Origin of the sequence: Trinickia symbiotica (assembly GCF_002934455.1) — a bacterium.
Taxonomy (GTDB): domain Bacteria; phylum Pseudomonadota; class Gammaproteobacteria; order Burkholderiales; family Burkholderiaceae; genus Trinickia; species Trinickia symbiotica.
In genome coordinates, this window is sequence record NZ_PTIR01000001.1 from 626,041 (window position 1) to 652,031 (window position 25,991).

General features: G+C 65.2%; 24 protein-coding genes. 3 read left to right on the forward strand and 21 right to left on the reverse strand.

Annotated features, from left to right (window positions below):
• Positions 1 to 7 precede the first annotated feature (7 nt).
• Complete coding sequence (locus B0G57_RS02840; RefSeq protein ID WP_018439080.1) at positions 8 to 1,294, forward strand: D-amino acid dehydrogenase; 1,287 nt, start codon at positions 8 to 10, stop codon at positions 1,292 to 1,294.
• A gap of 51 nt (positions 1,295 to 1,345) precedes the next feature.
• Here B0G57_RS02840 and B0G57_RS02845 read toward each other — a convergent pair whose 3' ends face one another.
• The 5 genes from B0G57_RS02845 to B0G57_RS02865 form a co-directional block, all read right to left on the reverse strand.
• Positions 1,346 to 3,136, reverse strand: a complete 1,791-nt coding sequence (locus B0G57_RS02845; protein ID WP_018439081.1) for an acyl-CoA dehydrogenase — start codon at positions 3,134 to 3,136, stop codon at positions 1,346 to 1,348.
• 95 nt (positions 3,137 to 3,231) lie between these two features.
• Complete coding sequence (locus B0G57_RS02850) at positions 3,232 to 4,164, reverse strand: electron transfer flavoprotein subunit alpha/FixB family protein (protein ID WP_018439082.1); 933 nt, start codon at positions 4,162 to 4,164, stop codon at positions 3,232 to 3,234.
• Positions 4,165 to 4,185: 21 nt separating this feature from the next.
• Positions 4,186 to 4,935 (reverse strand): electron transfer flavoprotein subunit beta/FixA family protein, encoded by a 750-nt coding sequence (locus tag B0G57_RS02855; protein WP_018439083.1) that lies wholly within the window; start codon positions 4,933 to 4,935, stop codon positions 4,186 to 4,188.
• A 260-nt stretch (positions 4,936 to 5,195) separates the two neighbouring features.
• Complete coding sequence (locus B0G57_RS02860) at positions 5,196 to 5,849, reverse strand: methionine ABC transporter permease (RefSeq protein ID WP_018439084.1); 654 nt, start codon at positions 5,847 to 5,849, stop codon at positions 5,196 to 5,198.
• A complete protein-coding gene (locus B0G57_RS02865; RefSeq protein ID WP_020566005.1) occupies positions 5,842 to 6,873 on the reverse strand; it encodes a methionine ABC transporter ATP-binding protein in 1,032 nt (343 codons plus the stop codon). Before B0G57_RS02865 ends, B0G57_RS02860 begins: the two co-directional genes overlap by 8 nt.
• A gap of 236 nt (positions 6,874 to 7,109) precedes the next feature.
• Between B0G57_RS02865 and B0G57_RS02870 the strand changes: the two genes are divergently transcribed.
• Positions 7,110 to 8,090 (forward strand): alpha/beta hydrolase, encoded by a 981-nt coding sequence (locus B0G57_RS02870; RefSeq protein ID WP_018439086.1) that lies wholly within the window; start codon positions 7,110 to 7,112, stop codon positions 8,088 to 8,090.
• Here B0G57_RS02870 and B0G57_RS02875 read toward each other — a convergent pair.
• Both B0G57_RS02875 and B0G57_RS02880 read right to left on the reverse strand, forming a co-directional pair.
• Positions 8,047 to 8,892, reverse strand: a complete 846-nt coding sequence (locus B0G57_RS02875) for an enoyl-CoA hydratase (protein ID WP_020566006.1) — start codon at positions 8,890 to 8,892, stop codon at positions 8,047 to 8,049. The genes B0G57_RS02870 and B0G57_RS02875 overlap by 44 nt on opposite strands.
• A 117-nt stretch (positions 8,893 to 9,009) precedes the next feature.
• Positions 9,010 to 9,933 (reverse strand): histone deacetylase family protein, encoded by a 924-nt coding sequence (locus B0G57_RS02880; protein ID WP_018439088.1) that lies wholly within the window; start codon positions 9,931 to 9,933, stop codon positions 9,010 to 9,012.
• A gap of 164 nt (positions 9,934 to 10,097) precedes the next feature.
• On the opposite strand from B0G57_RS02880, the gene mltB reads away from it, so the two are divergent.
• Positions 10,098 to 11,294, forward strand: a complete 1,197-nt coding sequence (gene mltB, locus B0G57_RS02885; RefSeq protein WP_018439089.1) for a lytic murein transglycosylase B — start codon at positions 10,098 to 10,100, stop codon at positions 11,292 to 11,294.
• Here mltB and cysM read toward each other — a convergent pair.
• The 14 genes from cysM to pheA all read right to left on the reverse strand — a co-directional run bounded on the left by cysM (position 11,264) and on the right by pheA (position 25,887).
• Positions 11,264 to 12,166 carry a cysteine synthase CysM gene (gene cysM, locus B0G57_RS02890; RefSeq protein WP_018439090.1) on the reverse strand — a complete coding sequence of 301 codons (903 nt, stop codon included), beginning with the start codon at positions 12,164 to 12,166 and terminating at the stop codon, positions 11,264 to 11,266. The genes mltB and cysM overlap by 31 nt on opposite strands.
• A 242-nt stretch (positions 12,167 to 12,408) precedes the next feature.
• A complete protein-coding gene (locus B0G57_RS02895; protein WP_020566008.1) occupies positions 12,409 to 12,768 on the reverse strand; it encodes a ComEA family DNA-binding protein in 360 nt (119 codons plus the stop codon).
• Between the two features lie 81 nt (positions 12,769 to 12,849).
• The gene (gene rfaD, locus B0G57_RS02900; RefSeq protein ID WP_018439092.1) at positions 12,850 to 13,842 is read right to left on the reverse strand and encodes an ADP-glyceromanno-heptose 6-epimerase; all 993 of its coding nucleotides are present in this window, start codon (positions 13,840 to 13,842) and stop codon (positions 12,850 to 12,852) included.
• 104 nt (positions 13,843 to 13,946) lie between these two features.
• A complete protein-coding gene (gene rfaE1 / locus B0G57_RS02905) occupies positions 13,947 to 14,945 on the reverse strand; it encodes a D-glycero-beta-D-manno-heptose-7-phosphate kinase (protein ID WP_083925492.1) in 999 nt (332 codons plus the stop codon).
• Between the two features lie 22 nt (positions 14,946 to 14,967).
• Entirely contained in the window at positions 14,968 to 16,386 is a 1,419-nt protein-coding gene (locus tag B0G57_RS02910) for a UDP-glucose dehydrogenase family protein (protein WP_018439094.1), read from the reverse strand.
• Positions 16,387 to 16,443: 57 nt separating this feature from the next.
• A complete protein-coding gene (lapB, locus tag B0G57_RS02915) occupies positions 16,444 to 17,619 on the reverse strand; it encodes a lipopolysaccharide assembly protein LapB (RefSeq protein ID WP_018439095.1) in 1,176 nt (391 codons plus the stop codon).
• Positions 17,620 to 17,690: 71 nt separating this feature from the next.
• Positions 17,691 to 17,984 (reverse strand): LapA family protein, encoded by a 294-nt coding sequence (locus B0G57_RS02920; protein ID WP_018439096.1) that lies wholly within the window; start codon positions 17,982 to 17,984, stop codon positions 17,691 to 17,693.
• A gap of 323 nt (positions 17,985 to 18,307) precedes the next feature.
• Positions 18,308 to 18,631 carry an integration host factor subunit beta gene (locus B0G57_RS02925; RefSeq protein ID WP_018439097.1) on the reverse strand — a complete coding sequence of 108 codons (324 nt, stop codon included), beginning with the start codon at positions 18,629 to 18,631 and terminating at the stop codon, positions 18,308 to 18,310.
• Between the two features lie 23 nt (positions 18,632 to 18,654).
• On the reverse strand, positions 18,655 to 20,367 hold the full coding sequence (gene rpsA / locus B0G57_RS02930) for a 30S ribosomal protein S1 (RefSeq protein WP_018439098.1): 1,713 nt from the start codon (positions 20,365 to 20,367) through the stop codon (positions 18,655 to 18,657).
• 206 nt (positions 20,368 to 20,573) lie between these two features.
• Positions 20,574 to 21,248: a (d)CMP kinase gene (gene cmk, locus B0G57_RS02935; RefSeq protein WP_018439100.1), complete on the reverse strand. Its 675-nt coding sequence runs from the start codon at positions 21,246 to 21,248 to the stop codon at positions 20,574 to 20,576.
• A 7-nt stretch (positions 21,249 to 21,255) separates the two neighbouring features.
• On the reverse strand, positions 21,256 to 22,629 hold the full coding sequence (locus B0G57_RS02940; RefSeq protein ID WP_018439101.1) for a 3-phosphoshikimate 1-carboxyvinyltransferase: 1,374 nt from the start codon (positions 22,627 to 22,629) through the stop codon (positions 21,256 to 21,258).
• 47 nt (positions 22,630 to 22,676) lie between these two features.
• Complete coding sequence (locus B0G57_RS02945) at positions 22,677 to 23,615, reverse strand: prephenate dehydrogenase (protein WP_018439102.1); 939 nt, start codon at positions 23,613 to 23,615, stop codon at positions 22,677 to 22,679.
• A gap of 6 nt (positions 23,616 to 23,621) precedes the next feature.
• A complete protein-coding gene (gene hisC, locus B0G57_RS02950) occupies positions 23,622 to 24,734 on the reverse strand; it encodes a histidinol-phosphate transaminase (RefSeq protein WP_018439103.1) in 1,113 nt (370 codons plus the stop codon).
• Positions 24,735 to 24,804: 70 nt separating this feature from the next.
• The gene (pheA, locus tag B0G57_RS02955) at positions 24,805 to 25,887 is read right to left on the reverse strand and encodes a prephenate dehydratase (RefSeq protein WP_026229374.1); all 1,083 of its coding nucleotides are present in this window, start codon (positions 25,885 to 25,887) and stop codon (positions 24,805 to 24,807) included.
• Positions 25,888 to 25,991 lie beyond the last annotated feature (104 nt).

Genomic DNA, 25,991 nt, shown 5'->3' on the forward strand with positions numbered 1-25,991 from the left:
GACAGCTATGCGAGTCATCGTTCTGGGCAGCGGCGTGGTCGGCGTGACGAGCGCCTATTATTTGGCGCGCGCCGGTCATGAAGTCACCGTCGTCGATCGCGAGGCGGGGCCCGCGCTCGAAACGAGCTTCGCCAACGCCGGGCAGATCTCGCCCGGCTACGCCGCGCCGTGGGCCGCGCCCGGCGTGCCGCTAAAAGCCGTCAAGTGGATGTTTCAGAAACACGCGCCGCTCGCGATCCGGCTCGACGGCACACAATTCCAGCTGCGCTGGATGTGGGAAATGCTGCGCAACTGCACCGCCGAGCGTTATGCGACCAACAAGGGCCGCATGGTCCGCCTCGCCGAGTACAGCCGCGATTGCCTGCAAGCGCTGCGCGCCGAGACCGGCATTCAATATGAAGGCCGCACCGGCGGCACACTGCAGGTTTTTCGCACTCAGCAGCAGCTCGACGGCGCAGCAAAGGATGTCGCCGTCCTGAAAGAGGCGAACGTTCCTTATGAGCTCTTGAGCGCGACCGAGCTTTCGCGCGCCGAACCGGCGCTCGCGGCCGTCTCGCACAAGCTGACGGGCGGCTTGCGGCTGCCCGGGGACGAAACCGGCGACTGCCAACTGTTCACGACACGCCTCGCCGCGATGGCCGCCGGGCTTGGCGTGAAGTTCCGCTTCGGCACGTCGATCGACGAACTGCTGATGGCGTCGGGTCGCATCGCGGGCGTGCGCTGCGGCGACGAAGTGCTGCGCGCCGATACGTACGTCGTGGCGCTCGGCTCGTACTCGACGAAGCTCGTCGCCGACATCGTGAAGATTCCCGTGTATCCGCTGAAGGGTTATTCGATCACCGCGCCTGTCGTCAACGCCGAGGCCGCGCCTGTCTCGACCGTGCTCGACGAGACTTACAAAATCGCGATTACGCGCTTCGACAATCGGATCCGCGTCGGCGGCATGGCCGAGATCGTCGGCTTCGACAAGAACCTTCGCCAAGCCCGCCGCGAGACGCTCGAGATGTGCGTGAACGATCTGTTTCCTGGCGCCGGCGACACGTCGCAGGCGCCGTTCTGGACGGGCTTGCGCCCCATGACGCCCGACGGCACGCCGATCGTCGGCCGCACGCCGTTGCCCAACCTCTTCCTCAACACGGGCCACGGCACGCTAGGCTGGACGATGTCGTGCGGCTCCGGGCAATTGCTGGCCGACCTGATTTCGGGCAAGCGGCCCGCGATCAAGGCCGACGATCTGTCCGTGCATCGATACATCGGCGATCTCGGCTCCACGCCGCGTCCCGCCTACGCGTAACGGCAGGAGGCGCCTCCAAGAGGCGCCCTCTTCATTTCCGCCGCGCGGCGCTCAAAACTGATCTTCGGACAACGCCAGCACACCCTCGCCGCCCTTCGCGCTCAAGATAGCCACCTCGAGCGCCGCGGCTCGCGGCAAGACATGTTCCGCATAGAAGCGCGCCGTGGCGATCTTCGCGCCATAGAACGAAGGATCGGTCGATTCGTTCGCGGCCGCCGCGAGCATCGCTCGCGCCATCTGCCAACCGGCGAGCACGATTCCCGCGAGTTGCAGGTAGAGAACGCTGCCGGCAAACACCGCGTTGGGATCGCGCTTCGCATTGGACAGGACGAAGCCGACGGCGGCCGCAAGCGAGCGCGCGCCGGCCTGGAGTCGATCGCGCATCGACACGAAGGCGGCGCCATCGTGCGCCGAAAGCGCCTGGATAGTCTCGCCGATGCGGTCGATCAGCTGCTTCGCCACGGCGCCGCCGTCGCGCAGCGTCTTGCGGCTGACGAGGTCGTTCGCCTGGATCGCCGTCGTGCCTTCGTAAATGGTCAGAATGCGCGCGTCGCGATAGTACTGGGCGGCGCCGGTTTCCTCGATGAATCCCATGCCGCCGTGCACCTGGACACCGAGGCTCGCCACCTCGATCGAAAGCTCCGTGCACCATCCCTTGACGATCGGCACGAGGTATTCATAGACGGCTTGATGTTCGGCGCGCTTCGCTTCGTCGGGATGACGATGCGCGATGTCGCTTTCGGCGGCCGCCACATAGGCGAGCGCACGCGCGCCTTCCGTCAGCGCACGCATCGTCGCGAGCATCCGGCGCACGTCCGGATGATGAATGATCGTCACCGCCTCTTTCGCCGAACCGTCGACAGGCCGGCTCTGCACGCGCTCCTTCGCGTAGGCGACGGCCTTCTGGTAAGCGCGATCGGCAACGGCGATGCCCTGCATCCCGACGGCGAAGCGGGCTGCATTCATCATGATGAACATGTATTCGAGACCGCGATTCTCCTCGCCGACGAGATAGCCGAGCGCGCCGCCATGGTCTCCGAACTGGAGCACGGCCGTCGGACTCGCCTTGATGCCGAGCTTGTGTTCGATCGAAACGCAATGCACGTCGTTGCGGGCACCGAGCGAACCGTCGTCGTTGACGTGAAACTTCGGCACGATGAAAAGCGAAATGCCTTTGACACCCTCGGGCGCGTCGGGCGTGCGCGCAAGCACGAGATGGACGATGTTGTCGGCCATGTCGTGCTCGCCCCACGTAATGAAAATCTTGGTGCCGAAGAGCCGATAAGTGCCGTCGCCTTGCGGCTCGGCTCGCGTGCGCACGAGCGCGAGGTCCGAGCCGGCCTGCGGCTCCGTCAGATTCATCGTGCCCGTCCACTCGCCGCCGATCAGCTTCGGCACATAGCGCTGCTTCTGCTCCTCGCTGCCGGCGGTGAGCAGCGCTTCGATCGCGCCGTCGGTCAGAAGCGGGCAAAGCGAAAACGAGAGGTTCGCCGCATTGAGCATCTCGATGCAGGGCGTACCGATGAGCTTCGGTAAGCCTTGACCCTCATAGTCGAGCGGGTGTTGCACCCCTTGCCAGCCCCCTTCGACGAACTGACGAAACGCTTCCTTGAAACCGGGAGTCGCGGTGACGGCGCCTTCGTTCCATACACTCGGATTGCGGTCGCCTTCGACGTTGAGCGGAGCGAGCACCGCTTCGCAAAGCTTGGCCGATTCGTCGAGCACAGCCTGCGCCGTGTCGAGCGTCGCTTCCTCGAAGCCTGGCAGCTTGCCGATTTCGTCCAAGCCGGCCAGCTCCTTCATCACGAACAGCATGTCCTTGATAGGCGCGATGTAGCTCATTGTCTCCTCCGTCCCAAGCGCATTAAAAAAGGGGCGCGTCGCGCCCCCACTTTTTCGGTTCAGGCGCCGCTCATTGCAGCGCTTCACGCGTCAGGTCAAAGCGCGGCAACCAACTCGGGTACGAGCGAGAACAGATCGCCGACGAGGCCATAGTCGGCCACGCTGAAAATCGGCGCCTCCGGGTCCTTGTTGATCGCCACGATCACCTTCGAATCCTTCATGCCCGCAAGGTGCTGAATCGCGCCCGAGATACCCACGGCCACATAGAGCTGCGGCGCCACGATCTTGCCCGTCTGCCCGACCTGATAGTCGTTCGGCACGTAGCCCGCATCGACCGCGGCGCGCGAGGCGCCTAACGCCGCGCCGAGCTTGTCCGCGAGCGGCACGAGCACGCTCTCGTAGTTCTCGCCGCTGCCGAGGCCGCGTCCGCCCGAGACGACGATTTGCGCGCTCGTCAGCTCCGGTCGATCGAGCTTCGTCACCTCGCGGTTCACGAATTGCGAAATGCCGCGATCGGCGCTCGCCTCGATCTTTTCGATCGGCGCGCTGCCGCCCTCCGCCGCGGCCGCGTCGAAGCCCGTCGCACGGACCGTGATCACCTTGATCGGATCGCTCGATTGCACCGTCGCGATCGCGTTGCCCGCGTAAATCGGCCGCTCGAACGTATCGGGCGAGACCACCGCCGTGATCTCGCCGACTTGCGCCACGTCGAGCTTGGCCGCGATGCGCGGCGCGATGTTCTTGCCGTACGCCGTCGCCGGCGCGACGATATGCGAGTAGTCCTTGGCGATGCCGAGCACCGTCGCCTCGACGTTCTCGGCGAGCCCTTCGGCCAGCTGCGGCGCGTCGGCCAGCAGCACCTTCGAGACACCGGCGATCTTCGCGGCCGCATCGGCCGCGCCTTGCGCGCCGTGCCCCGCCACCAACACGTGAATATCGCCGCCGATCTTCTGAGCCGCGGCCACCGTGTTCAAAGTCGCGCCCTTGACGGTCGCGTTGTCATGTTCGGCAATTACCAGAATCGTCATTTCTCGTTGCTCCGCTCGCGCTTACAGCACCTTGGCTTCCGTCTTCAGCTTCTCGACCAGCGTCTTCACGTCCGGCACCATCACACCGGCACTGCGCTTCGGCGGCTCGGCCACCTTCAGCGTCTTCAGACGCGGCGTCACGTCGACGCCGAGGTCTTCGGGCTTGATCGTCTCCAACGGCTTCTTCTTCGCCTTCATGATGTTCGGCAGCGTCACGTAGCGAGGCTCGTTCAGACGCAGATCCGTCGTCACTACGGCCGGCAGCGTCAGCGTGAGCGTTTCGGCGCCGCCGTCCACTTCGCGCGCCACCGTCGCTTTACCGTCGGCAATGGTCAGCTTCGACGCGAACGTCGCCTGCGGCAGGCCTGCCAGCGCGGCGAGCATCTGACCCGTCTGGTTCGAGTCGTCGTCGATCGCCTGTTTGCCGAGGATCACGAGCTGCGGCTGCTCCTTCTCGACGAGCGCCTTCAAGAGCTTCGCCACCGCCAGCGGCTGCAGCTCTTCGCTCGATTCGACGAGAATCGCACGGTCCGCCCCGATCGCGAGCGCCGTGCGCAAGGTCTCCTGGCACTGCGCCACGCCGCACGAAACGGCGACGATCTCGGTCGCCACGCCCGCTTCCTTCAGGCGCACCGCTTCCTCGACGGCGATTTCGTCGAACGGATTCATCGACATCTTCACGTTCGCGATGTCGACACCCGTGCCGTCCGACTTCACCCGGACCTTCACGTTGTAGTCGACCACGCGCTTGACTGGAACCAGAACTTTCATGCACACGCTCCAAAGTGACGATTACGTTAACCTAGCGGCCATTATAACGACGGCGCTTCAAGCCACCGCGCCGGCCTGCGAAGCCGAAGGGTCTCTCCTCCGATGGTGCACGCGGCAATAACGAACGATCGTTTTATTTTAATGAGACGAGGACCTGGACGCCAAGTCCCGTTACTCGACGAACGCCTCTACTAACGCGCACCACGTCGGCCGCAGCCGGCGTATCCGGTCTTTCCGCTTTTCTGCCTTGCGACGCTCGCTCAGCGATGGCTGAGCCGCCGCACTAGCCAATCGCCGAACGACTGAACGAGCTGGACGAAGACGATCAGGATGACGACGACGGCGAGCATCACCTGCGGGAGGAAGCGCTGATAGCCGTAGCGGATGCCGAGATCGCCGAGCCCGCCGCCGCCGATCGCCCCCGCCATCGCCGAATAGCCGACGAGCGAAACGAACGTGATCGTGAGTCCCGCGACGATGCCCGGCAGTGCTTCGGGCAGCAGCACTTTGAAGACGATCTGTCGCGTCGTCGCCCCGAGCGCTTGCGCTGTCTCGATGAGTCCGCGATCGACCTCGCGCAGCGCGGTCTCGACGAGACGCGCGATGAACGGCGCCGACGCGATCGTGAGCGGGACGACGGCCGCGGCCGTGCCGATCGAGGTCCCGACGACGAGGCGTGTGAGCGGAATCACGGCTACGAGCAGGATGATGAACGGCGTCGAGCGCACGGCGTTGACCGTCAAGCCCATCGCGCGATTGGCCGAGACGTTTTCGAGCACGCCCCCGCGTTCGGTCAAGTGCAGCAATACGCCGAGCGGCAGGCCGACGACCGCGCCGAGCGTCCCGGAGATACCGACCATGACGAGCGTTTCCCAAAACGACTGGAGAAACATCGAGAGCATTTCGTCAAACATGCGAGAGTGCCTCCACGACCACGCCTTGCTCACGCAGAAAGTCGAGCGCGGCGCCAAGCTGCGCCGGCTCGCCGCCGGCCAGCACGGCAAGCGAGCCGAATGCGCGGCCCTGAATGTCGTCCACTTGACCGTGCAGGATGTTCATGTCGACGGCATAGCGCCGGATCGTCTCCGAGAGCAAGGGCCGATCGACGCTCGCGCCGGCGAACGCGAGCCGCAACAGTCGCCCCTCGCCCGTCTCGAGATGCTTGGCGACGCGCGCTTTCACGGCGTCGGGGAGCTCGTGCGCGATGACGTCGCCGAGCAGCGCGCGCGTGACTTCGTGACGCGGCTTCAGGAATACATCGACGACACTGCCTTGCTCGACGACCCGGCCCGCGTCCAGCACCGCGACGCGGTCGCACACCTGCTTGATGACTTCCATCTGATGAGTGATCAGGACGATGGTCAAGCCGAGCTTCCGATTGATGCTTCTCAGCAGCTCGAGGATCGAGCGCGTCGTCTCGGGATCGAGCGCCGACGTCGCTTCGTCGGAAAGCAGGACTTTGGGCTTACTCGCGAGCGCGCGGGCGATACCGACGCGCTGCTTTTGCCCGCCGCTGATTCGCGCCGGGTACCGGTCCTTCTGAGCGGAGAGCCCGACGAGTTCGAGCAGCGGTAGCACGGCCGCCTCGATCGCGGCCCGCTTCATGCCGGCCAGCTCGAGCGGCAGCGCGACATTTTCGAAGACCGTGCGCGAGTTGAGCAGGTTGAAATGCTGGAAAATCATGCCGATCTCGCGGCGCGCCTGGCGCAACTGATCGGCCGGCAGCGCCGTCAGCGTACGGCCCGCGACGAGGACCTCGCCCTCGCTCGGCCGCGAAAGCAGATTGATCGTGCGCACCAGCGTGCTCTTGCCGGCGCCGCTGCGGCCGATGATGCCGAAGATCTCGCCAGCCGGGATCGTCAGATTGACGGCTTGCAGCGCATCGACCCATCCTTGCGGTCCTTGATAGCGCTGCGAAACGTTGCGTAGTTCGATCATCAAAAAGTAAAACGGCGGAGACCGTCGGAGCGCCTCGCGCTTCTCGACAGCCGGCCGCCGTGGCTCACTGGTAAAGGCGCTCATTTTATCGCATTGCGGCAAATGACCATTAATAAGTAATCGTGCGATTAAAATAACTATCAGTAATTAGAGCCCGCGACCGACAGCGATGCGCGCCGGCCCGCGCGAACCCGACTAATATCTGTTCCCCAAGCCCCACTGCGAAAGGTTGCCTCATGGTCAGCGTCGAGCGCTCGTCCGCGCATCAGAATGGGGCGCCGCATCAAGCCGGGCGATGCCGACATACGGGCGCGGTTCGCACCGCCGACGGTGTGGAACTCGCCTGCTACCGCTGGCTTGCAGCCTCGGCTGCCGCCACCGTGGCTTCCCGGGAGCCGCGCCCTCGCGCGACCGTCGCACTCTTACACGGGCTCGCCGAGCACGCCGGCCGCTATGCCCCGCTTGCCGAACGCCTGAACGCGGCCGGCATCGAGCTGGTGGCGATCGATCTGCGCGGCCACGGACGTTCGCCCGGCAAGCGCACGTGGGTCGCACGGATCGACGATTACCTGTCCGACGCAACGGCGCTGCTCGACGCCGCTCGCGACCCCGAGCGTCGCGACGGCTCCGAGCCGCCGCTCTTCCTGATGGGCCACAGCATGGGTGGCGCGATCGCGGCGCTATTCGCCGTCGAGCGGCTCGCCGATTTCGGCGGGCGCAACGGACCGCTCGCCGGGCTCATCCTCTCGAGCCCGGCTCTGGCGCCGGGCCGTGACCTGCCGCGCTGGAAGATCGCGGCGAGCCGCTTCATCAGCCGCGTTTGGCCCACCTTTCCGGCGATGAAAGTCGAACCGGCGCTGCTCGCGCGCGATGAAACCGTCGTCGAAGCGAATCGTCGCGACCCGCTCGTCCATCACGGCAATATACCGGCTCGCACGGGGGCCGGCATTCTCGACGCGATGGCGCGCATCGAGCGTGGCCGCGCCGCGCTGCGGCTACCGGTGCTCGTCTATCATGGCAGCGAAGATAAGCTCACCGAGCCGCAGGGCAGCCGCGCGTTTGCCGCGCAAGTCGGCTCGCCCGATTGCACGCTGACGATTTACGACGGCAGCTACCATGAGACGATGAACGATCTCGATCGCGAGCGCGTCATCGAAGCGTTGATCGATTGGATCAAGCACCGTTCGTCGGCCAGCTCGGCTTCCGCTTCTCGATGAATGCCTGGATGCCTTCGAGCGCGGCCTCATCCATCGCATTGCAGGCGATCGTCTGCGCGGCCAGCTGATAGGCGGCTTCGATGTCCAGTTCGAGCTGGCGATAAAACAGCGTCTTGCCCGCGCGAACCGCCGCGGCCGGCTTCGCGCAAATGCTCGAGGCCAGCTCCGCGATTTCGGCATCGAGCGCGTCGAGCGGCGCCATCCGATTGACGAGCCCCTTTTCACGAGCCTGCGCCGCGTCGATGAAATCGCCCGTCATGAGCATTTCGAAAGCGGCCTTGCGTGAAAGATTGCGCGAAAGCGGCACGGCCGGCGTCGCGCAGAAGAGACCGTAGTTGATGCCGGAGACGGCAAAGCGCGCAGTGTCGGCCGCCACGGCGAGATCGCACATGGCCACGAGCTGACACCCGGCCGCCGTCGCCATGCCGTGCACGCGCGCGATGACGGGTTGCGGCATGCGCTGGATCGTCATCATCAGTTCCGAGCAGCGTGCGAAAAGCGCTCGATAGTATTCAAGCGATGGCGCCGCGCGCATCTCCTTGAGGTCGTGCCCCGCACAGAAAGCGCGACCCGCGGCCGCGATGACGACGACGCGCGTGTCGGACTTCTCGATCGTCCGGAGCGCCGCGTGCAACTCGGCGATCAGCTGCTCCGACAGCGCGTTGAACGCGTCGGGGCGATTGAGCGTGAGACGGACGACACCCGGCAGGCCGTAGGCGCCATGCTCGACGATGAGGACGCCCGCTCCGCTTGCCGGCGTCGACGACGATGAAGATGACGATAGAGGTTGGTTCGCATCCATATGCGGCTCCTTTGCGTCTCGTCCTTTGCGCGTTGGCGTTTCCCCGCCGACTTCTCTTCGCATCCGCGCCCGTGCTCGCGATCGTCGATCACGCGGGCTCGGGCACGGCGCCTTTCTTCAAATGCCCGCCAGTGCGCGCACGTGCGCGACGGCGCTTCGCCCGAGTGCCGACAGGTTGTAGCCGCCCTCGAGGCAGCTCACGATCCGTCCGCGCGCGTCACGCTCGGCGACGAGCCGAATCTGCTCGGTGATCCACGCGTAGTCGTCCTCGACGAGCCCCATATTGCCGAGGTCGTCCTCGCGATGCGCGTCGAATCCGGCCGAGACGAAAATCATTTGCGGCTTGAACGCCGCAAGACGCGGCAGCCAGGTCGTCTCGATCGCGCTTCTGACGACGTCGCCCTTCGTTCGCGCCGGCATCGGCAGATTGAGCATGTTCGGCGCCTGATGCTCGGCGCCTGAAAAGGGGTAGAACGGGTGCTGAAAAAAGCTGCACATCAGCACGCGCTCGTCTCCGGCGAATGCCGCCTCGGTGCCGTTGCCGTGATGAACGTCGAAATCGACGATGGCGACGCGCTCGAGACCGTGCACGTCGAGCGCGCGGCGCGCCGCGATCGCGACGTTGTTGAAAAAGCAAAATCCCATCGCGCGCGCGGGCTCCGCGTGGTGGCCCGGCGGCCGCACCGAGCAAAACGCATTGTCGTAGCGCCCCTCGATGACCGCATCGGTCGCCGCGATCGCCGCCCCTGCGGCACGCAGCGCTGCTTTCCAGCTGTGCGGATTCATCGCCGTATCGGGGTCGATCCAGGCGTAGCCTTCGCTCGGCGCGCAGCCTTCGATGTAAGCGATATGCTCGGCGCTGTGCACACGCGCGAGATCGTCGATCTGCGCGAGCGGCGCGTCCTCGCGCACGATCAGCGGCGCGATGCCGCTCGCAATCAACTGGTCTTCGATCGCCTGCAGCCGCTCCGGGCACTCAGGGTGCCCCCGGCCCATCATGTGCCAGGCGCAGTCGGGATGTGAGTAGACAGCTGTCGCCATATTTGTTTGCCTGCCGCGTACGGCATGTCTCCTGTATCGGCTCAGCAACTACGTTACCACACCGCACATGGCGGCGATCAGAGGCGATTGGGCACGCCAAATCGCGGTTTCGCGCGCCACGCCCGTTCGCTATACTGCGCCGAGCCGCTTTTCCCTAACAGAACATGACCGTCAACATCGCAACGAGCCCCACCAAGAGGTTGCATCGAGCCGCCGCGCTCCTGATCGCTGCCGCCGCCCTGGCTTGCGGCAGCGCGCCTCAGATCGCCGCCGCCCACACGCTCGCCAAGAAGCGCGTCACACTCGCGTCCAACAATCAGCCGCCGCAGGGGCCGAGCAACGGCACGAGCGAGGAGCCGATCGAGCCGCAGCGCTACGCGAATAATCAAGACGTCAACTCGTTCGTCGACGACATGGTCGCGCGCTATGACTTCGACCCCGAAGCCTTGCACGCGCTTTTCGCGAGCGCGAACTATTCGCCGACGATCGTGAAGCTCGTGACGCCCGCGCCTACGCCGGGCATCAAGAACTGGGCCGCCTATCAATCGCGCTTTCTCGATCCGATCCGGATCGATGCGGGCGTCAAGTTCTGGCGCGAGAACCAGGCAACGTTGCAACGCGCCTACGAACAGTACGGCGTGCCGCCCGAGATCGTCGTCGGCATCATCGGCGTCGAAACGATGTACGGCCGCTACATGGGCAACTTCCGCGTGCTCGACTCGCTCACGACGCTCGCGTTCGACTATCCGAACACGCCGAACCGCGCCGAGCGCGAAATGACGTTCCGCAAGAACCTCGAGGACTACCTCGTCTGGACGCGTAACGCCGGACTCGATCCGACGAGCGTGCGGGGCTCATACACGGGCGCCATCGGTATTCCGCAGTTCCTGCCGAGCAGCGTGCTCAAGTACGCGGTCGACTTCGATGGAACGAGCCACATCGACTTGCGCACGAGCGTCGCCGACGCGATCGGCAGCGTTGCTCACTATTTGAATGCAAACGGCTGGAGCACGGGGCGCCCCGTCGTCTGGAAGATTTCGCACGATGCGGGCAGTCTCGGCATCGCGCAGGCGGCGGCCGACGGGCGGCCCGAGCCGCATTGGCCGCTCTCGCAAATGCTGCGCGCCGGCATGGTGCTCGACGAGCCGGGACTCGATACGACGACCGAAGCGAGCACGGCCGTGCTCGTCATCGATTTGCCGACTCCCGGCGAACCGACCGATTACATGCTCGGCCTGAACAATTTCTCGGTCCTCACGACCTACAACCGCAGCTTTTTCTACGCGCTCGCCGTCTACGAGCTCGGCGAAACCGTCAAGGCTCGCATGCTTCAGGCCGGAAATACGCCTGTCGACAAATAACGGTCGCCGCGATCGCAGACGATAAAGACGATCGTCGAATTCTCGACTTGGCGAGCGACGCGCAGCGCCACTTCGCATGCGCCGCCCGACGAGATCCCGCAGAAGATTCCTTCGACGGCCGCCATGCGCCGCGCCGCCGCCTCGGCCGCCGCCTGCGAGACGTTCTCGGTGCGATCGACGCGGCTCCGATCGAAGATCTTCGGCATATACGCCTCAGGCCATTTGCGAATCCCCGGAATCCGCGAGCCTTCTTCGGGCTGCGCGCCGATGACCTCGATTTCGCCGTTCTTTTCCTTCAGAAACCGCGAGACGCCCATGATCGTGCCCGTCGTTCCCATCGACGAGACGAAGTGCGTGACGCGCCCTTCGGTGTCGCGCCAGATCTCGGGACCCGTCGCTTCATAGTGCGCAAGCGGATTGTCAGGGTTCGCGAATTGATCGAGGATTACGCCCTTGCCTTCGCGTTGCATCTCTTCGGCGAGATCGCGCGCGTACTCCATCCCGCCCTTGACGGGCGTGAGCAAGATTTCGGCGCCGTACGCGGCCATGCTTTGACGGCGCTCGGCGGACAGGTCCTCGGGCATCACGAGCACCATCTTGTAGCCTCGAATGGCCGCCGCCATGGCGAGCGCGATACCCGTGTTGCCGCTCGTCGCTTCGATCAAAGTGTCGCCGGGCTTGATGCGCCCGCGCGCCTCGGCATGCTTGATCATCGACAGCGCCGGCCGGTCCTTCACGGAGCCCGCGGGGTTGTTGCCTTCGAGTTTGGCAAGGATAACGTTGTTGCGGCTGCGGATCTCGTCGTCCGGCAAGCGCACGAGTTGAACGAGTGGCGTGTTGCCTATCGTGTCTTCGATGGTCTTGTAAGGCATGAGGTTGCGCGCTTGGGCGTGTAGGCTGAAAACGTGAATAAACGACTGCGATTGTAGAACACCGGGCGAGGACGCGCCCGAGCACGGATCGCCATGGCGCGAGCCAACGCAAAAAGCCCGCGGCAAAGCCGCGGGAAGCCGTCATCGGTCTGACGGTGAAGGAGACGAAATACCGAGGCAATCAATGGAGGCCGCTCGCGCACCGTGCGCACGTTGCGCACGATGAGGCCGCGAAACGTCGGCTACTGCCCTATCGCCATGGCGGCGGGACGCGCCTGCGCACGCGCGAGACCGCGCGCGGCAAACGCTCCGCTGGTGGGGGCATGTTCGATGGCGGGCCCGATCTCGAGGCCCTCGGCCTGCAACCGCTCGAGCGCACGACCGCCGAACCCTTTGACGCGCTGCGCCAGATCGGCCGCATCGCGGAACGGGCCGCCGGCGGCGCGCTCGTCGAGAATCGCGCGTGCCTTTGCGGGCCCGATACCTTTGATGCTGATGAGCGCCGCCTCGTCGGCAGCATTAACATCCACAGCCGCGAATGCGTGGCTGTGGGCCGCGACGAGCGCGGCGGCGGCAAACCAGTGTAGAAATCGTCTGGACATGGGATCTCCGTTGAACGTGGCGGCCGGCCAGCCCTGGAAGGCCAACCGCGAGACCCCAGTGTAGGGAGAACGAAGCGCGTCTTACAGTTGGCCGAACAGCCAACGCACGTAACGATCGACGCCCTCTTGCACCGTCAGCAACGGCGCATCGTAGCCGGCGGCACGCAAGCGCGAGACATCCGCTTGCGTGAAGCACTGATACTTGCCGCGCAGCGCGTCCGGGAACGGGACGTACTCGATGAGCCCGCGCTGCACGAGTTCGGCGAGCGAGAGCGCCGGCTGATTCTCGAGCGCGCGCAGCGTATTGACGACGGTCGAAGCAATATCGTTGAACGGCTGGGCACGGCCGGTGCCGAGGTTGAAGATGCCTGACTTCTCGGGATGATCGAAGAAGAACAGATTGACCTTGGCGACGTCCTCGACCGACACGAAATCGCGCGTCTGCTCACCCGCGGCATAGCCGTTGTACTCACCGAAGAGCTTGACCTTGCCCTCGGCTCGGAACTGATTGAAGTTGTGAAACGCGACCGACGCCATGCGGCCCTTGTGCGCCTCGCGCGGCCCGTAGACGTTGAAGTAGCGGAACCCGACGATCTGGCTTTTAGCGCTCGGCAGCACGCGGCGGATCACCTGGTCGAACAGGAATTTCGAATAGCCGTAGACGTTGAGCGGCGCTTCGACCTCACGGTCTTCGACGAACCGCGTCGAGCCGCCGTAGATCGCCGCCGACGACGCATAGAGAAACTGCGCCCCTTGCGCGAGGCATGCGTCGAGCACGGCGCGGCTATAGCGGAAGTTGTTCTCCATCATGTAGCGGCCGTCGGTCTCCATCGTGTCCGAGCACGCGCCTTCGTGAAACACGGCGCGCACCTTGCCGAACTCGCCGCGGGCAAAGCGCTCGACGAAATCGTTCTTGTCGAGGTAGTCGTCGATTTCGCAGTCGACGAGATTCCTGAACTTGTCGGCGCGCGTGAGATTGTCGACTGCGATGATGCGCGCCTCGCCGCGGTCATTGAGCGCCTTGACGATGTTGCTGCCGACGAATCCCGCGGCTCCGGTGACGATGATGGTCATGATGGTAGGGCTAAGAAAATGAAAAACGCAAAAGCTGGAAAACGCAAAAGCGCGCGGGAAACGGAACCGGGCGGCGCGCGCCTTTGCGTTTCCGATCGGCCGGTTCAACCGGCCGGCGCGAACAGTTCCTCGTAGTCGACGGTGGCCGTGCCGAGCTTGCCGACGACGATCCCCGCTGCGCGATTCGCGAGCACGATCGCATCGACGAGCGACAGGCGCGCGCCGAGCATGACGGCCAGCGTGGCGATGACAGTGTCGCCCGCACCGGACACATCGTACACTTCACGTGCGACGGCCGGCACGTGAAGCTCGCCGTCGGCCGTGAAAAGCGTCATCCCCTCTTCCGAGCGCGTGAGCAGCAAGCCCTCGAGCGCGAGCGACGTGCGCAGCGCCGTGACGCGCGCGAGCAGGTCTTCCTCGGACTTCCACTGTCCGACGACCTCGCGCAGCTCGGCCCGGTTCGGCGTGATCAGCGTCGCGCCGCGATAGCGCTCCCAGTCGTCGCCTTTCGGGTCGACGAGCACGGGCTTGCCGGCCGCGCGCGCCTTCTCGATCATCTGCGTGACGTGCGTAAGACCGCCCTTCGCGTAATCGGACAACAAGACGACATCTTGGGACGCGAGCAGCGCGTCGAAACGCGCCAGTCCCGCGAGCAACGCTTCGTGCGTCGGCATGTTTTCGAAATCCATCCGCAACAATTGCTGCTGACGGGAAAGCACGCGCAACTTGATCGTCGTGGAAAGCGCCGGGTCGCGTTCCAGGTGCGGCGCGACGCCGCTCACCTGCAACAGCTCGACGATCCGCTCACCGGGCTCGTCCCGCCCGACGACGCAAAGCAGCCCCGCCTGCGCGCCGAGGGCGGCCGCATTGCGCGCGACGTTGGCGGCGCCGCCGAGTCGATCTTCCTGCCGCTGCACGTGAACGACGGGCACCGGCGCCTCGGGCGAGATGCGGTTGACATCGCCGAACCAATAGCGATCCAGCATGACGTCCCCGACCACGAGCACGCGCGCCGCCGCGAGCCGTTCGCGCGGCACGACGGGTACCGCGGGCGCCGGTCCGGCGGCGGGAATCGGCGATGTCGCCGGACGAGCCGTCTGCATGGCGTGAACGCGCATGTCCGCGTCAGGCGCCGTGATCGGTCGAGGAGTGGATTGCGGTGTCGATTTGGACATGAGGGCGCCCGATCGCGTAGTAGTCGATGCCGAGCTCGGCCATCGCTTCCGGTTCGTAGAGATTGCGGCCGTCGAAAATGACGGAGTTTTTCAGCACCGACGTCATATGCATGAAATCGGGGCTCTTGAACTCCTTCCATTCGGTCAGGATCACGAGCGCGTCGGCATCCGGCAGCGCTTCTTCCTGCGAGCTCACGAGCGAGAGCCGCGCGAGCGCATCGGGCTCATGAGCCAGATCGAGCGCGAACACGCGCCGCGCTTCATCGAGCGCAACAGGATCGTAGGCGCGCACGCGAGCGCCGCGCGCGAGCAGCGCGGCAATCACGCGCCGGCTCGGCGCCTCGCGCATGTCGTCGGTGTTCGGCTTGAACGACAACCCCCAGACGGCGAACGTGCGCCCCGTCAGGTCGCGGCCGAGCACGTTCTCGATCTTTTGCACGAGCACTTGCTTTTGCTCATGGTTCACGTCCTCGACCGCTTCAAGAATGCGCAGTCGGTGCCCATTCTCGCCCGCGGTGCGCACGAGCGCCTGCACGTCTTTCGGAAAACACGAGCCGCCGTAGCCGACGCCCGCGTAGAGAAAGTGATAGCCGATGCGCGGATCCGAGCCGATGCCGCGTCGCACGGCTTCAATGTCGGCTCCGACGCGGTCGGCCAGATTCGACATCTCGTTCATGAACGAGATTCGCGTGGCCAGCATGGCGTTGGCCGCATACTTCGTGAACTCGGCCGAGCGGACGTCCATGTAGAGCGTGCGCTCGTGATTGCGGTTGAAAGGCGCATAGAGGCGCTTCATCTTCTCGCGCGCGAGCCGGCCCCGCTCGTCGTCGTCGATGCCGATCACGATGCGGTCCGGCCGCATGAAGTCCTCGACCGCCGCGCCTTCCTTGAGAAACTCGGGATTCGAAACGACGGAGAACGAGTGGGCGTCGCTGCCGCCGGCGCCGCGCGCCTCCAGCTCGGCCATGACGACGGAACGCACGCGCTCGGCCGTGCCGACGGGCACCGTCGATTTGTCGACGATGACCTTGAAGCCATTCATATAGCGGCCGATGTTGCGTGCCGCCTCGAGCACATATTGCAGATCGGCAGAACCGTCCTCGTCGGGCGGCGTGCCGACGGCGATGAACTGGATCTCGCCATGCTCGACGCTCGCTTTCACGTCCGTCGAAAACGTGATGCGCCCGTGAGCGCGCGTGCGCGCGATGATTTCCCGAAGCCCCGGCTCGTGGATCGGCACGCCGCCGTTATTGAGAATGTCGATCTTGCGCGGATCGACGTCGAGACAGAAGACGTCGTTGCCGATTTCCGCAAGACAGGCACCCGTGACAAGACCGACGTAACCCGTACCGATGATGGTGATTTTCATGAGCGTTCAAACGTTCACTGGTTGGGGCCGGCCGCTAACGGCAGCCGGCGAGCAACTTCATTGCGGCGTCGCGATCGGCTCGACCCGGCGCGGCGCATAGGTTTCCCAGCCGCTGCAGCCGGGGCACTGCCAATAGAAAAGCCTCGCCCGGAAACCGCAATTTTGGCACGTGTATCGTGGCAGATTTTTGGTGCGCTGCTTGATCAGCATGCGAATCAGCTCGAGCTCGCTGCGGCGCGGCTCTTCGGCCGCCGCCATTTGCGCCTCGATGAGCCGCATCATGCCGGCTAGATTCGGCGATGCGCGCATCTGCTCGCGAGCCAACGTATGAGCGACGTCGTCGCCGCGCAACGCCGCGACGTGCGGGTAAGCGATATCGAGCAGGTCGCTCGATCCATAGCGCTTGACGTATTCCGTCAGCAGCGCGGCGCCTTCGTCCGCTCTCGAAAGCGCGGTGTAGGCCTTCATCAGTTTCTCGGCCACGAGCGGCAAATACGTGGCGTTCTGCTCTTCGACACGGCGCCAGGCCGCGATCGCAGCCTCATGCTCACCGGCGGCCGCGGCAACGTCGCCGGCCAATATCGTCGCCCGAACGTTCTGCGGGTTGGCCTCGAGTGCCAACGCGAGCTCGTCCGCCGCTTGCGCGCCGTTCTTCCGATTGAGCGCCTCCTGCGCCAGCTCGCAACGAAACTGGGCAACCTCCTTGACGAGCGATGGGGCGCCCATGGCCTCGAGCTTGGCGGCGGTTTCGATGGCCTTGCGCCATTCCTTTTCGATTTCGTAGATCGTCAACAGCGCCCGCTGCGCGGCGAGCGCATGCTCGCCGCTGTCGAGCCGCGCGAACGTCTCTTCCGCACGATCGAGCAGGCCTGCCTTCAGAAAGTCCTGGCCGAGCTCGATCAGCGCGTGACTGTGCTCGTTGGCGGGCAAGTCGGCGCGGCTCAACAGGTTCTGATGAATGCGGATCGCGCGGTCGGTTTCGCCGCGCCGCCGGAACAGGTTGCCGAGCGCGAAGTGAAGCTCGATCGTTTCCGGGTCGAGCTTGACGACTTCGATGAATGCATCGATGGCCTGGTCCGGCTGCTCGTTGAGCAGAAAATTGAGGCCGCGAAAATAGGACCGCGGCAGATTGGCGCTCTCGGACAGCAGCGCTTTCAGGTCGTAGCGCGCCGCCATCCAGCCGAGCGCGAACGCCACCGGGATGATGAGCAGCCACCAGAAATCGAGATCCATGCGTGGGTGGACGTTGGCCGGTTAAACGATAGGAGAAAGATGGACGACCGCGGGCTCGCGGGCGCCGAGCGTCAGACCACGGGCGGTAGCGGCGGCTCGCTGACGGCAGCCGGCGTTTCACGCGCCGTGCGCAGTTCGCGCTTGAGCCGCCCGTTCTCGAACCGGAGCCGCACCACGGCCGGCAGCGCGGAAACGAGCCCGGCAAGGAGACCGACGCCGAAAAACGCGAGGCCGATCAAGATCAACGGCGCCTGCCAGGCGTATCCGGCGAGGAAATTCAAGGTCGCGCTCTGCGTGTTCGCGAGCGCGAGCACGAGCAGCAGCACGAAGACCAGCGCACGGATCAACCAGACGATGACTTTCATAGGTCACTCTTGAGGGTAGGCTCAATCGAAGGCGGCGCCGCGCGGAACGGCCATCGACGCAGCGGTAGGCAGCCGACTGAGCAGCTTCGGAATGCAACGGCCCCAGGGCGCGCCGCCGCCCTGGCGAAACGCCCCGTATTGTAATGGAAAGGCCCCATTCGTCGGGCGTGATGCGTGCCGGCGAAAGGCTGACGGCTGCCTCACCGCGGTATCCGTCGCCCATGAAAAAAGCGCCCTGGGGCGCTTTTTTCATTGCCATCGATCGCATTCGATCGGTTGCCGGCAGTCGACTACGGCCGACGATGATGCTTGGCGCAGCGCGCTCACGCATCGTCAGCGTCGTCGGCGACCTTCAGCGGCTCACCTGCGCGACGGTCCACCCGCTCCCGCAATTCCTTGCCGGGCTTGAAATGCGGCACGTGCTTTTCCGGCACGAGCACCTTCTCCCCGGACTTCGGATTGCGTCCCACACGGGAAGGACGACGATTGAGGCCGAAACTGCCGAAGCCGCGAATTTCGATGCGATGACCCTTGGCGAGTGCCTCGGACATCGCATCGAGCATCGTTTTCACCGCGAAATCCGCATCCTTCAAGACGAGTTGCGGAAATCGCGCTGCCAGCTGGGCGACCAATTCGGATTTGGTCATACTGCGGCCGACCTCTCAAGAGCTCACTGATTCTGGCCGTCGAGCTTGGCCTTCAACAGCGCGCCGAGGTTCGTCGTACCCGAAGCCGCCGCGCTCGTATCGGCTTGCAGACCACGCATCGCCTCTTGTTGCTCGGCCGAATCCTTGGCCTTGATGGACAGGTTGATGCTGCGCGACTTGCGATCGATGTTGATGATCATCGCGTTGACCTTGTCGCCGTCCTTGAGCGCGTTGCGGGCATCCTCGACGCGGTCCTGCGCGATTTCCGACGCGCGCAGATAGCCTTCGACGTCAGCCGTGAGCGTGATCACCGCGCCCTTGGCATCGACCGACTTGACCGTGCCGTCGACGATCGAGCCCTTGTCGTTCATCGCAACGAAGTTGCTGAACGGATCGCCTTCGAGCTGCTTGATGCCGAGCGAAATGCGCTCCTTCTCGACGTCGATGCCGAGCACGACCGCTTCCACTTCGTCGCCCTTCTTGTACTTGCGGACGGCTTCTTCTCCCGACTCGCTCCACGAGAGATCCGACAGGTGGACGAGACCGTCGATGCCGCCAGGCAGGCCGATGAAGACGCCGAAATCGGTGATCGACTTGATCGCGCCGCTGATCCGGTCGCCCTTCTTGAAGTTGCGGCTGAAGTCGTCCCAAGGATTCGGCTTGCACTGCTTCATGCCGAGGCTGATACGACGACGGTCTTCGTCGATCTCGAGCACCATGACTTCGACTTCGTCGCCGAGCTGAACGACCTTCGAAGGTGCCACGTTCTTGTTCGTCCAGTCCATTTCCGAAACGTGGACGAGACCTTCGATGCCCGACTCGACTTCGACGAACGCGCCGTAGTCAGTGATGTTCGTGACCTTGCCGAAAAGACGCGTGCCCGACGGGTACCGGCGCGAGATGCCTTCCCACGGATCGTCGCCGAGCTGCTTGATGCCGAGCGAGACGCGGTTCTTTTCCTGATCGAACTTGAGGATCTTCGCCGTGACTTCCTGGCCGACGGACAGGACTTCGCTCGGGTGACGCACGCGGCGCCATGCGATGTCGGTGATGTGCAGCAGGCCGTCGATCCCGCCGAGGTCGACGAACGCGCCGTAGTCGGTGATGTTCTTGACGACGCCGTTGACGATCGCGCCTTCCTTCAGCGTCTCGAGCAGCTTCGCGCGCTCTTCGCCTTGCGTCGCCTCGATCACGGCACGGCGCGAGAGCACGACGTTGTTACGCTTGCGATCGAGCTTGATGACGCGGAACTCGAGCGTCTTGCCTTCGTAAGGAGTCGTATCCTTGACGGGGCGCGTGTCGACGAGCGAGCCCGGCAGGAACGCGCGGATACCGTTGACCATGACGGTCATGCCGCCCTTCACCTTGCCCGTGATCGTGCCGGTGACGAGCTCGTTGTTGTCGAGCGCCTTTTCCAGCGACAGCCACGAAGCGAGGCGCTTCGCCTTGTCGCGCGACAGAATCGTGTCGCCATAGCCGTTCTCGAGCGCGTCGATCGCGACCGAGACGAAGTCGCCCGCCTGCACTTCCACCTCGCCCTGATCGTTCAGGAATTCCTCGATCGGAATGTAGGCTTCGGACTTGAGACCCGCGTTGACGACCACGAAGTTGTGGTCGACGCGCACGACTTCGGCGGAGATGACTTCGCCCGCGCGCATGTCTTGCTTGGTCAGCGACTCTTCGAACAGAGCCGCGAAAGATTCGGTATTCGGGTTGGAGGTTTGCAGGTCGGACATAAAAATCGTATTTGCATGGCTTCGCGCAAGGCGCCTGGAATCGGCCTCGCGCTCGAATCGATCGCGAGCGGGCACCGAACCGGGGCGCGCACAACGGCGAACGCCATACGGGGTTAAGGGTTAACACCACGTTTCACGCTTTCGCGCCCTCGGCCGCCATCATCCGCATCGACTTCCCGGCAACTTCGGACGCGCTCGCGAAACACCTACTGTGCCCCATACCACTGCACCACCTGATCGACGGCTTCGTCGATGGAAAGCGCGGAGGTATCGAGCAGCTTCGCATCTGCAGCGGGCTTGAGCGGCGCGGCGGCGCGGTTAGTATCGCGCGCGTCGCGCTCACGCAAATCCCGGAGCAAGTCATCCATATTAGCAGAAAAGCCTTTTTGGATCAATTGCTTATACCGCCGCTCCGCGCGTGCCTCGACACTCGCCGTCAGGAACACCTTCAGCGCCGCGTCGGGAAAGATCACCGTGCCCATGTCGCGGCCGTCGGCGACGAGCCCCGGCTGCTTGCGAAACGCGCGCTGGCGCGCCACGAGCGCCGCCCGAACCGGCTGGTGCACGGCAATCGCCGAAGCGCGGTTGCCGATGGCCTCGGCGCGGATGTCGTCCGATACGTCGACGCCGTCGAGCTGGGCCAGCCCCTCCCGAAACGTGATGTGGAGATCGTCGACGAGCGCCACTAGGGCATCGGCCGCATCGGGCGCCACGTCGTAGCGCAGGCTCGCGAGCGCGGCGAGCCGGTACAGCGCGCCGCTGTCGAGCAGGTGGAAGCCGAGCCGAGCCGCCACGAGCGCGGCGACCGTGCCCTTGCCGGATGCGGTCGGCCCGTCGATCGTGATGACGGGAGTCTGGTGGTAGGGACGGGTCGATTTCATCGGGCGGTCACGGTGCGACGAGCGTCTTGAAGCGGTCGAAGTAGTCGGGGAAGGTCTTCGCGACGCACTTCGGATCGTTGATCCGCACCGGCACACCTAGGAGGCTCACGAGCGAAAAGCACATCGCCATCCGGTGGTCGTCGTAGGTGTCGATCGCCGCATTGGGCGTGAGTGCCGCGGGCGGCCTGACGGCAATGTAGTCGGGCCCCTCCTCGATCGTGGCGCCGACCTTGCGCAACTCGTTCGCCATCGCCGCGATGCGGTCCGTCTCCTTGACGCGCCAGCTGCCGATGTTGCGCAAGCGCGTGACGCCGCGCGCGGAGAGCGCCGCGACGGCGAGCGTCATCGCCGCATCGGGAATCAGATTGCAGTCCATGTCGACGGGCTGGAGCCGACCGTCGTCGTGGCCGACGCCGCGCACCTCGATCCAGTCGTCGCCCATCGAGACGTTGGCGCCCATTTGCGCAAGCGCCTCGGCGAACTCGACGTCGCCCTGAATGCTCGCGCGCCCGACGCCCTCGACACGGACGGGGCCGCCGCCGAGCGCGCCGGCCGCGAGAAAATACGAAGCCGACGATGCATCGCCTTCGACCATGATCGAGCCCGGCGACTTGTAGCGCACGCCGGCCGGCACGCGGAAACACCGCCACCCGTCACGCTCGACGATCACGCCGAAGCGCTCCATCAAACGCATCGTGATCTCGACGTAGGGCTTCGAGATCAGCTCGCCGTCGACTTCGATCGTGATCATGTCGACCCGCTCGCCGACGCCCGCTCCTGCGCTTGAAGCGACCTCGGGCGCGTTGCCCGCATCGCCCGCCGGCCGCTTCGCACGCACGAGCGGCAGCGTCATCAACAGTGCCGTCAGGAACTGGCTCGACACGTCGCCGCGCACGCGGATCGGGCCGTCGACCGCAATCTCCGCCGGGCGGATCCGAAGCGGCGGAAAGCCTTCGTTTTCTTCGTAGTCGATGCGCGCGCCGATCTGCCTCAAGCCATCGACGAGGTCGCCGATCGGCCGCTCATGCATGCGCGGCACGCCGAATACGCGATAGTTGCCGCCATTGACGGCGAGCGCGGCCGTCAGTGGCCGCACCGCAGTACCCGCATTGCCGAGAAAGAGATCGGCCGACTTCGCCGTGAATGCGCCGCGCGTGCCCGTTACGGCACAGGTGTCGCCTTCGCGCACGAATCGAACGCCGAGCTTCGCGAGCGCGTCCAGCATGACGCGCGTATCGTCGGAATCGAGCAGGTTCGAGATCGTCGTTTCGCCCTCGGCGAGCGCGGCAAGCAGCAGCACGCGGTTGGAGATGCTCTTGGAGCCGGGCAGCCTGATGGTGCCCTCGGCATGGGAATACGGTCCGAGGTCGAGAAAGTCCATATCTGTCGGGTCCTGTTCGGGTCTGCTCCGGATCGTTCCGGATCGATTCATTTGGCGGCGAGATCGCCGGCCGGGCCGGAAGCCTGGGCGCCGCGCTCCTGCCACGCGGCACGTGCCTCGCGCGAGCGGGTGAAGACAGTTTCGAGCGTGGCGCCGTCGCCGGCCACGATCGCCGCGCGCAGCCGCGCGAGCACGGCCGCGTAGCCGTCGAGCTCGGCGAGCAGCGCAGTCCGGTTCGCCAAGCAAACGTCGCGCCACATTTCGGGGCTCGAAGCCGCGATCCGCGTAAAGTCGCGAAAGCCCCCCGCGGCAAACGAGAACTTCAACGCCGCGTCGGGCTCGCCGAGAATCTGCTCGACGAGCGCGAACGAGAGCAGATGCGGCAGATGGCTGACCGACGCGAACACGCGGTCGTGCTGCGCGGCTTCCATCGTCCGAACTTCGGCGCCGGCGGCCCGCCAAAGCGCCTCGATGCGCGCGACGTCGGCGGACCGGTTCTCGGGGAGCGGGCACAGCACGACGTTGCGCCCGACATAAAGATCGGGCAGCGCCGCCTCGACGCCGCTCGACTCGCGGCCCGCGATCGGATGACCCGGTATGAACCGCGCGATCGACGCGCCGAGCGCCGCGCGCGCGGCCGCCACGACGTCCGTTTTGGTGCTGCCGGCATCGGTGACGAGCGTCGTCTCGCCGAGAAACGGCGCGATCCGCGCGAGCAGCGGCTCGGTCTGAGCGACGGGCGCCGCGATGAGGACGAGGTCGGCCCCGCCAAGCGCGCGGCGCAAAGCGTCGTCGTCGTCGAGCGCCGCGACCTCGTCGACGACGCCGAGCGCCTTCGCCCGCTCGGCCGTGGCGAGCGAGCGGCCGACGCCGACGACGATGCCGCCCGCCGCCGCCCGCCCGCCTTCGCGCAACGCGCGCGCGAGCGAGCCGCCGATCAGGCCGACGCCGAAAATGACGAGTTTCTCGAAAGTGAATGAAGTCACGACGGCTCAGCCCACCGCGAGTGCCTGCTCGAGCGCCGCGATGAACGCCTCGTTTTCCTCGGGCAGGCCGATGGTCACGCGCAGCCACTGCGGCAACCCGTAGTTGCCGACGGGCCGCACGATCACGCCCGCCTTCAGCAGCGCGAGATTGACGCGCGCGCCCGCGCCGTCGTCATTGCCGACGCGCACGAGCACGAAGTTGCCGAACGATGGCACGTACTCGAGTCCGAGCTTGTCGAACGCCTCGGTCAAGCGCCGATAGCCGGCCGCGTTCAGCGCGGCGCTCTTTTCGAGGAACGCGCGATCGCCGAGCGCGGCAACGGCGGCGGCCTGCGCGATCGTATTGACGTTGAACGGCTGCCGCAGACGGTTCAGCAAATCGGTCAGCTCAGGCTGCGCGATCGCAAAGCCGACGCGCAGCCCGGCCAGGCCGTAGGCCTTCGAAAAAGTCCGCGAGACCAGCAGGTTCGAATAGCGGCGCACCCAGGCGATCGAGTCGTAGCGCTTCTCGACGGGCAGGTACTCGGTGTAGGCCTCGTCGAGCACGACGACGACGTTCTTCGGCACCTTCTCGAGAAACGCCTCGAGCGCGGGCCCTTCGATGAACGTGCCGGTCGGGTTGTTCGGATTCGCGATGAAGATGAGGCGCGTGTCGGGTTCGATCGAGCGCAGCATCGCATCGAGGTCATGACCGTACTTGACGGCCGGCGTCACGATCGCGCGTGCGCCGAGCCCTTGGGTCGCAAGCGCATAAACGGCGAAGGAGTACTGCGCGTAGACGATCGATTGCCCTTTTTCGACGAACGCATGCGCGGCAAGCTCGAGGATGTCGTTGCTGCCGTTACCGAGCGTGATCCACTCGGCCGGCACCTCGTATCGCTTGGCGAGCGCCTCTTTCAGCTCGAACGCATTCGAATCAGGATAACGACCCAGCTCTGCCACGGCCGTCGCCATGGCGGCCTTCGCCGAGTCGGGCATGCCGAGCGGATTCTCGTTCGATGCGAGCTTCACGATGCGCGCCTCGTCGAGCCCGAACTCGCGCGCGACTTCGGAGATCGGCTTGCCGGCGATGTAGGGCGCGATCTGGCGCACGTAGGAAGGGCCGTATTGCATGGTCATATATGTCTCCAGGGCGAACGTCTCTCTCGACTGAGTACGGAATGGATCGTGGATGGCGGCGGCGCGCGCTTTAGCGCGAGCGCGGATACGAGCCGAGAATTTTGAGGAACGCCGCCTTTGTCCCGAGCTCGGCGAGGGCCGCCGCCACCGACGCATCGTCGCGATGGCCCTCGACATCGATATAGAAGTAGTACTCCCACGTCCCCATGCGCGCGGGCCGCGATTCGAAGCGCGTCATCGAGACGCCGTGCTTCGCGAGGGGCTCGAGCAGCTTGAAGACGGCACCCGGCTCGTTTTTGACCGAGACGATCAGCGAAGTCAGGTCGTAGCCGCTCACGCCGGCCGGCGCGCGGCCGATGACGACGAAACGCGTGCGGTTGTGCGGATCGTCCTGAATCGCCGCATGGACGATCTGCAGCCCATAACGCGAGGCGGCGCGCTCGCCGGCGATGGCGGCGACACCGGGATCTTCCGCCGCCAGCCGCGCCCCTTCCGCGTTGCTCGACACGGCCTGGCGCTCGACATGCGGCAGATTCGCGGCGAGCCAGCGCTGGCACTGCGCGAGCGACTGCGCATGCGCGCATACGCGTGTGATGCCGGTCACACCGCCGTCTTGCGTGAGCAGGTTGTGGCGGATCGGCAGCACGATTTCGCCCCCGATCAAAAGCTGCGACTGCAAGAGCAGATCGAGCGTACGCGCGACGGCTCCCTCGCTCGAGTTCTCGACGGGCACGACGCCGTATTCCGCGCTTCCCGCTTCGACGGCGCGAAACACCTCGTCGATCGTGAGGCACGGCACGCCCTCGATCGAATGCCCGAAATACTCGTGCACCGCTTCTTCGCTATAGGTGCCGAGCGGACCGAGAAACGCCGCGGTAATCGGCCGCTCGAGCGCACGACTCGCCGCCATGATCTCGCGCCAGATGGCGTCGATGTGATCGTCGGCGAGCGGCCCGCCGCTCATCTGCTGCAAACGAGCGATGACCTGCTGCTCGCGCTCGGGCCGAAACACCGGTGCGTTGTAGTCCTTCTTGACCTCGCCCACTTCGAGCGCGATCGCCGCGCGCTGGTTGAGCAGCGCAATCAACTGCTCGTCGATCGCATCGATGCGGTCGCGCAGCGGCTTCAATCTTGAATTCAGTTCGTCGTCCATGCGTGAAACGGCCATGTCGAAAGTCGGCATGCGGCCGGTGCCCTCGCGTTGATGGCCATCCGGCCGATCGATACGCGATGCATCCGGCGCGCGCCCGGTTTCGC

Excerpts from the sequence above, each read along its gene's own strand:
- lapB (WP_018439095.1), bottom strand. The coding sequence starts at position 17,619 with ATGGATCTCGATTTCTGGTGGCTGCTCATCATCCCGGTGGCGTTCGCG.
- B0G57_RS02925 (WP_018439097.1), bottom strand. The coding sequence starts at position 18,631 with ATGACCAAATCCGAATTGGTCGCCCAGCTGGCAGCGCGATTTCCGCAA.
- B0G57_RS02910 (WP_018439094.1), bottom strand. The coding sequence starts at position 16,386 with ATGAAAATCACCATCATCGGTACGGGTTACGTCGGTCTTGTCACGGGT.
- B0G57_RS02845 (WP_018439081.1), bottom strand. The coding sequence starts at position 3,136 with ATGAGCTACATCGCGCCTATCAAGGACATGCTGTTCGTGATGAAGGAG.
- B0G57_RS02940 (WP_018439101.1), bottom strand. The coding sequence starts at position 22,629 with ATGGACTTTCTCGACCTCGGACCGTATTCCCATGCCGAGGGCACCATC.
- B0G57_RS02870 (WP_018439086.1), top strand. The coding sequence starts at position 7,110 with ATGGTCAGCGTCGAGCGCTCGTCCGCGCATCAGAATGGGGCGCCGCAT.
- hisC (WP_018439103.1), bottom strand. The coding sequence starts at position 24,734 with ATGACCATGCAATACGGCCCTTCCTACGTGCGCCAGATCGCGCCCTAC.
- B0G57_RS02850 (WP_018439082.1), bottom strand. The coding sequence starts at position 4,164 with ATGACGATTCTGGTAATTGCCGAACATGACAACGCGACCGTCAAGGGC.
- cysM (WP_018439090.1), bottom strand. The coding sequence starts at position 12,166 with ATGCCTTACAAGACCATCGAAGACACGATAGGCAACACGCCACTCGTT.
- rfaD (WP_018439092.1), bottom strand. The coding sequence starts at position 13,842 with ATGACCATCATCGTCACCGGAGCCGCGGGATTCGTCGGCAGCAACATC.
- mltB (WP_018439089.1), top strand. The coding sequence starts at position 10,098 with ATGACCGTCAACATCGCAACGAGCCCCACCAAGAGGTTGCATCGAGCC.
- B0G57_RS02895 (WP_020566008.1), bottom strand. The coding sequence starts at position 12,768 with ATGTCCAGACGATTTCTACACTGGTTTGCCGCCGCCGCGCTCGTCGCG.
- pheA (WP_026229374.1), bottom strand. The coding sequence starts at position 25,887 with ATGGACGACGAACTGAATTCAAGATTGAAGCCGCTGCGCGACCGCATC.
- B0G57_RS02880 (WP_018439088.1), bottom strand. The coding sequence starts at position 9,933 with ATGGCGACAGCTGTCTACTCACATCCCGACTGCGCCTGGCACATGATG.
- B0G57_RS02860 (WP_018439084.1), bottom strand. The coding sequence starts at position 5,849 with ATGTTTGACGAAATGCTCTCGATGTTTCTCCAGTCGTTTTGGGAAACG.
- cmk (WP_018439100.1), bottom strand. The coding sequence starts at position 21,248 with ATGAAATCGACCCGTCCCTACCACCAGACTCCCGTCATCACGATCGAC.
- B0G57_RS02855 (WP_018439083.1), bottom strand. The coding sequence starts at position 4,935 with ATGAAAGTTCTGGTTCCAGTCAAGCGCGTGGTCGACTACAACGTGAAG.
- rfaE1 (WP_083925492.1), bottom strand. The coding sequence starts at position 14,945 with ATGCAGACGGCTCGTCCGGCGACATCGCCGATTCCCGCCGCCGGACCG.
- B0G57_RS02875 (WP_020566006.1), bottom strand. The coding sequence starts at position 8,892 with ATGGATGCGAACCAACCTCTATCGTCATCTTCATCGTCGTCGACGCCG.
- B0G57_RS02865 (WP_020566005.1), bottom strand. The coding sequence starts at position 6,873 with ATGATCGAACTACGCAACGTTTCGCAGCGCTATCAAGGACCGCAAGGA.
- rpsA (WP_018439098.1), bottom strand. The coding sequence starts at position 20,367 with ATGTCCGACCTGCAAACCTCCAACCCGAATACCGAATCTTTCGCGGCT.
- B0G57_RS02920 (WP_018439096.1), bottom strand. The coding sequence starts at position 17,984 with ATGAAAGTCATCGTCTGGTTGATCCGTGCGCTGGTCTTCGTGCTGCTG.
- B0G57_RS02840 (WP_018439080.1), top strand. The coding sequence starts at position 8 with ATGCGAGTCATCGTTCTGGGCAGCGGCGTGGTCGGCGTGACGAGCGCC.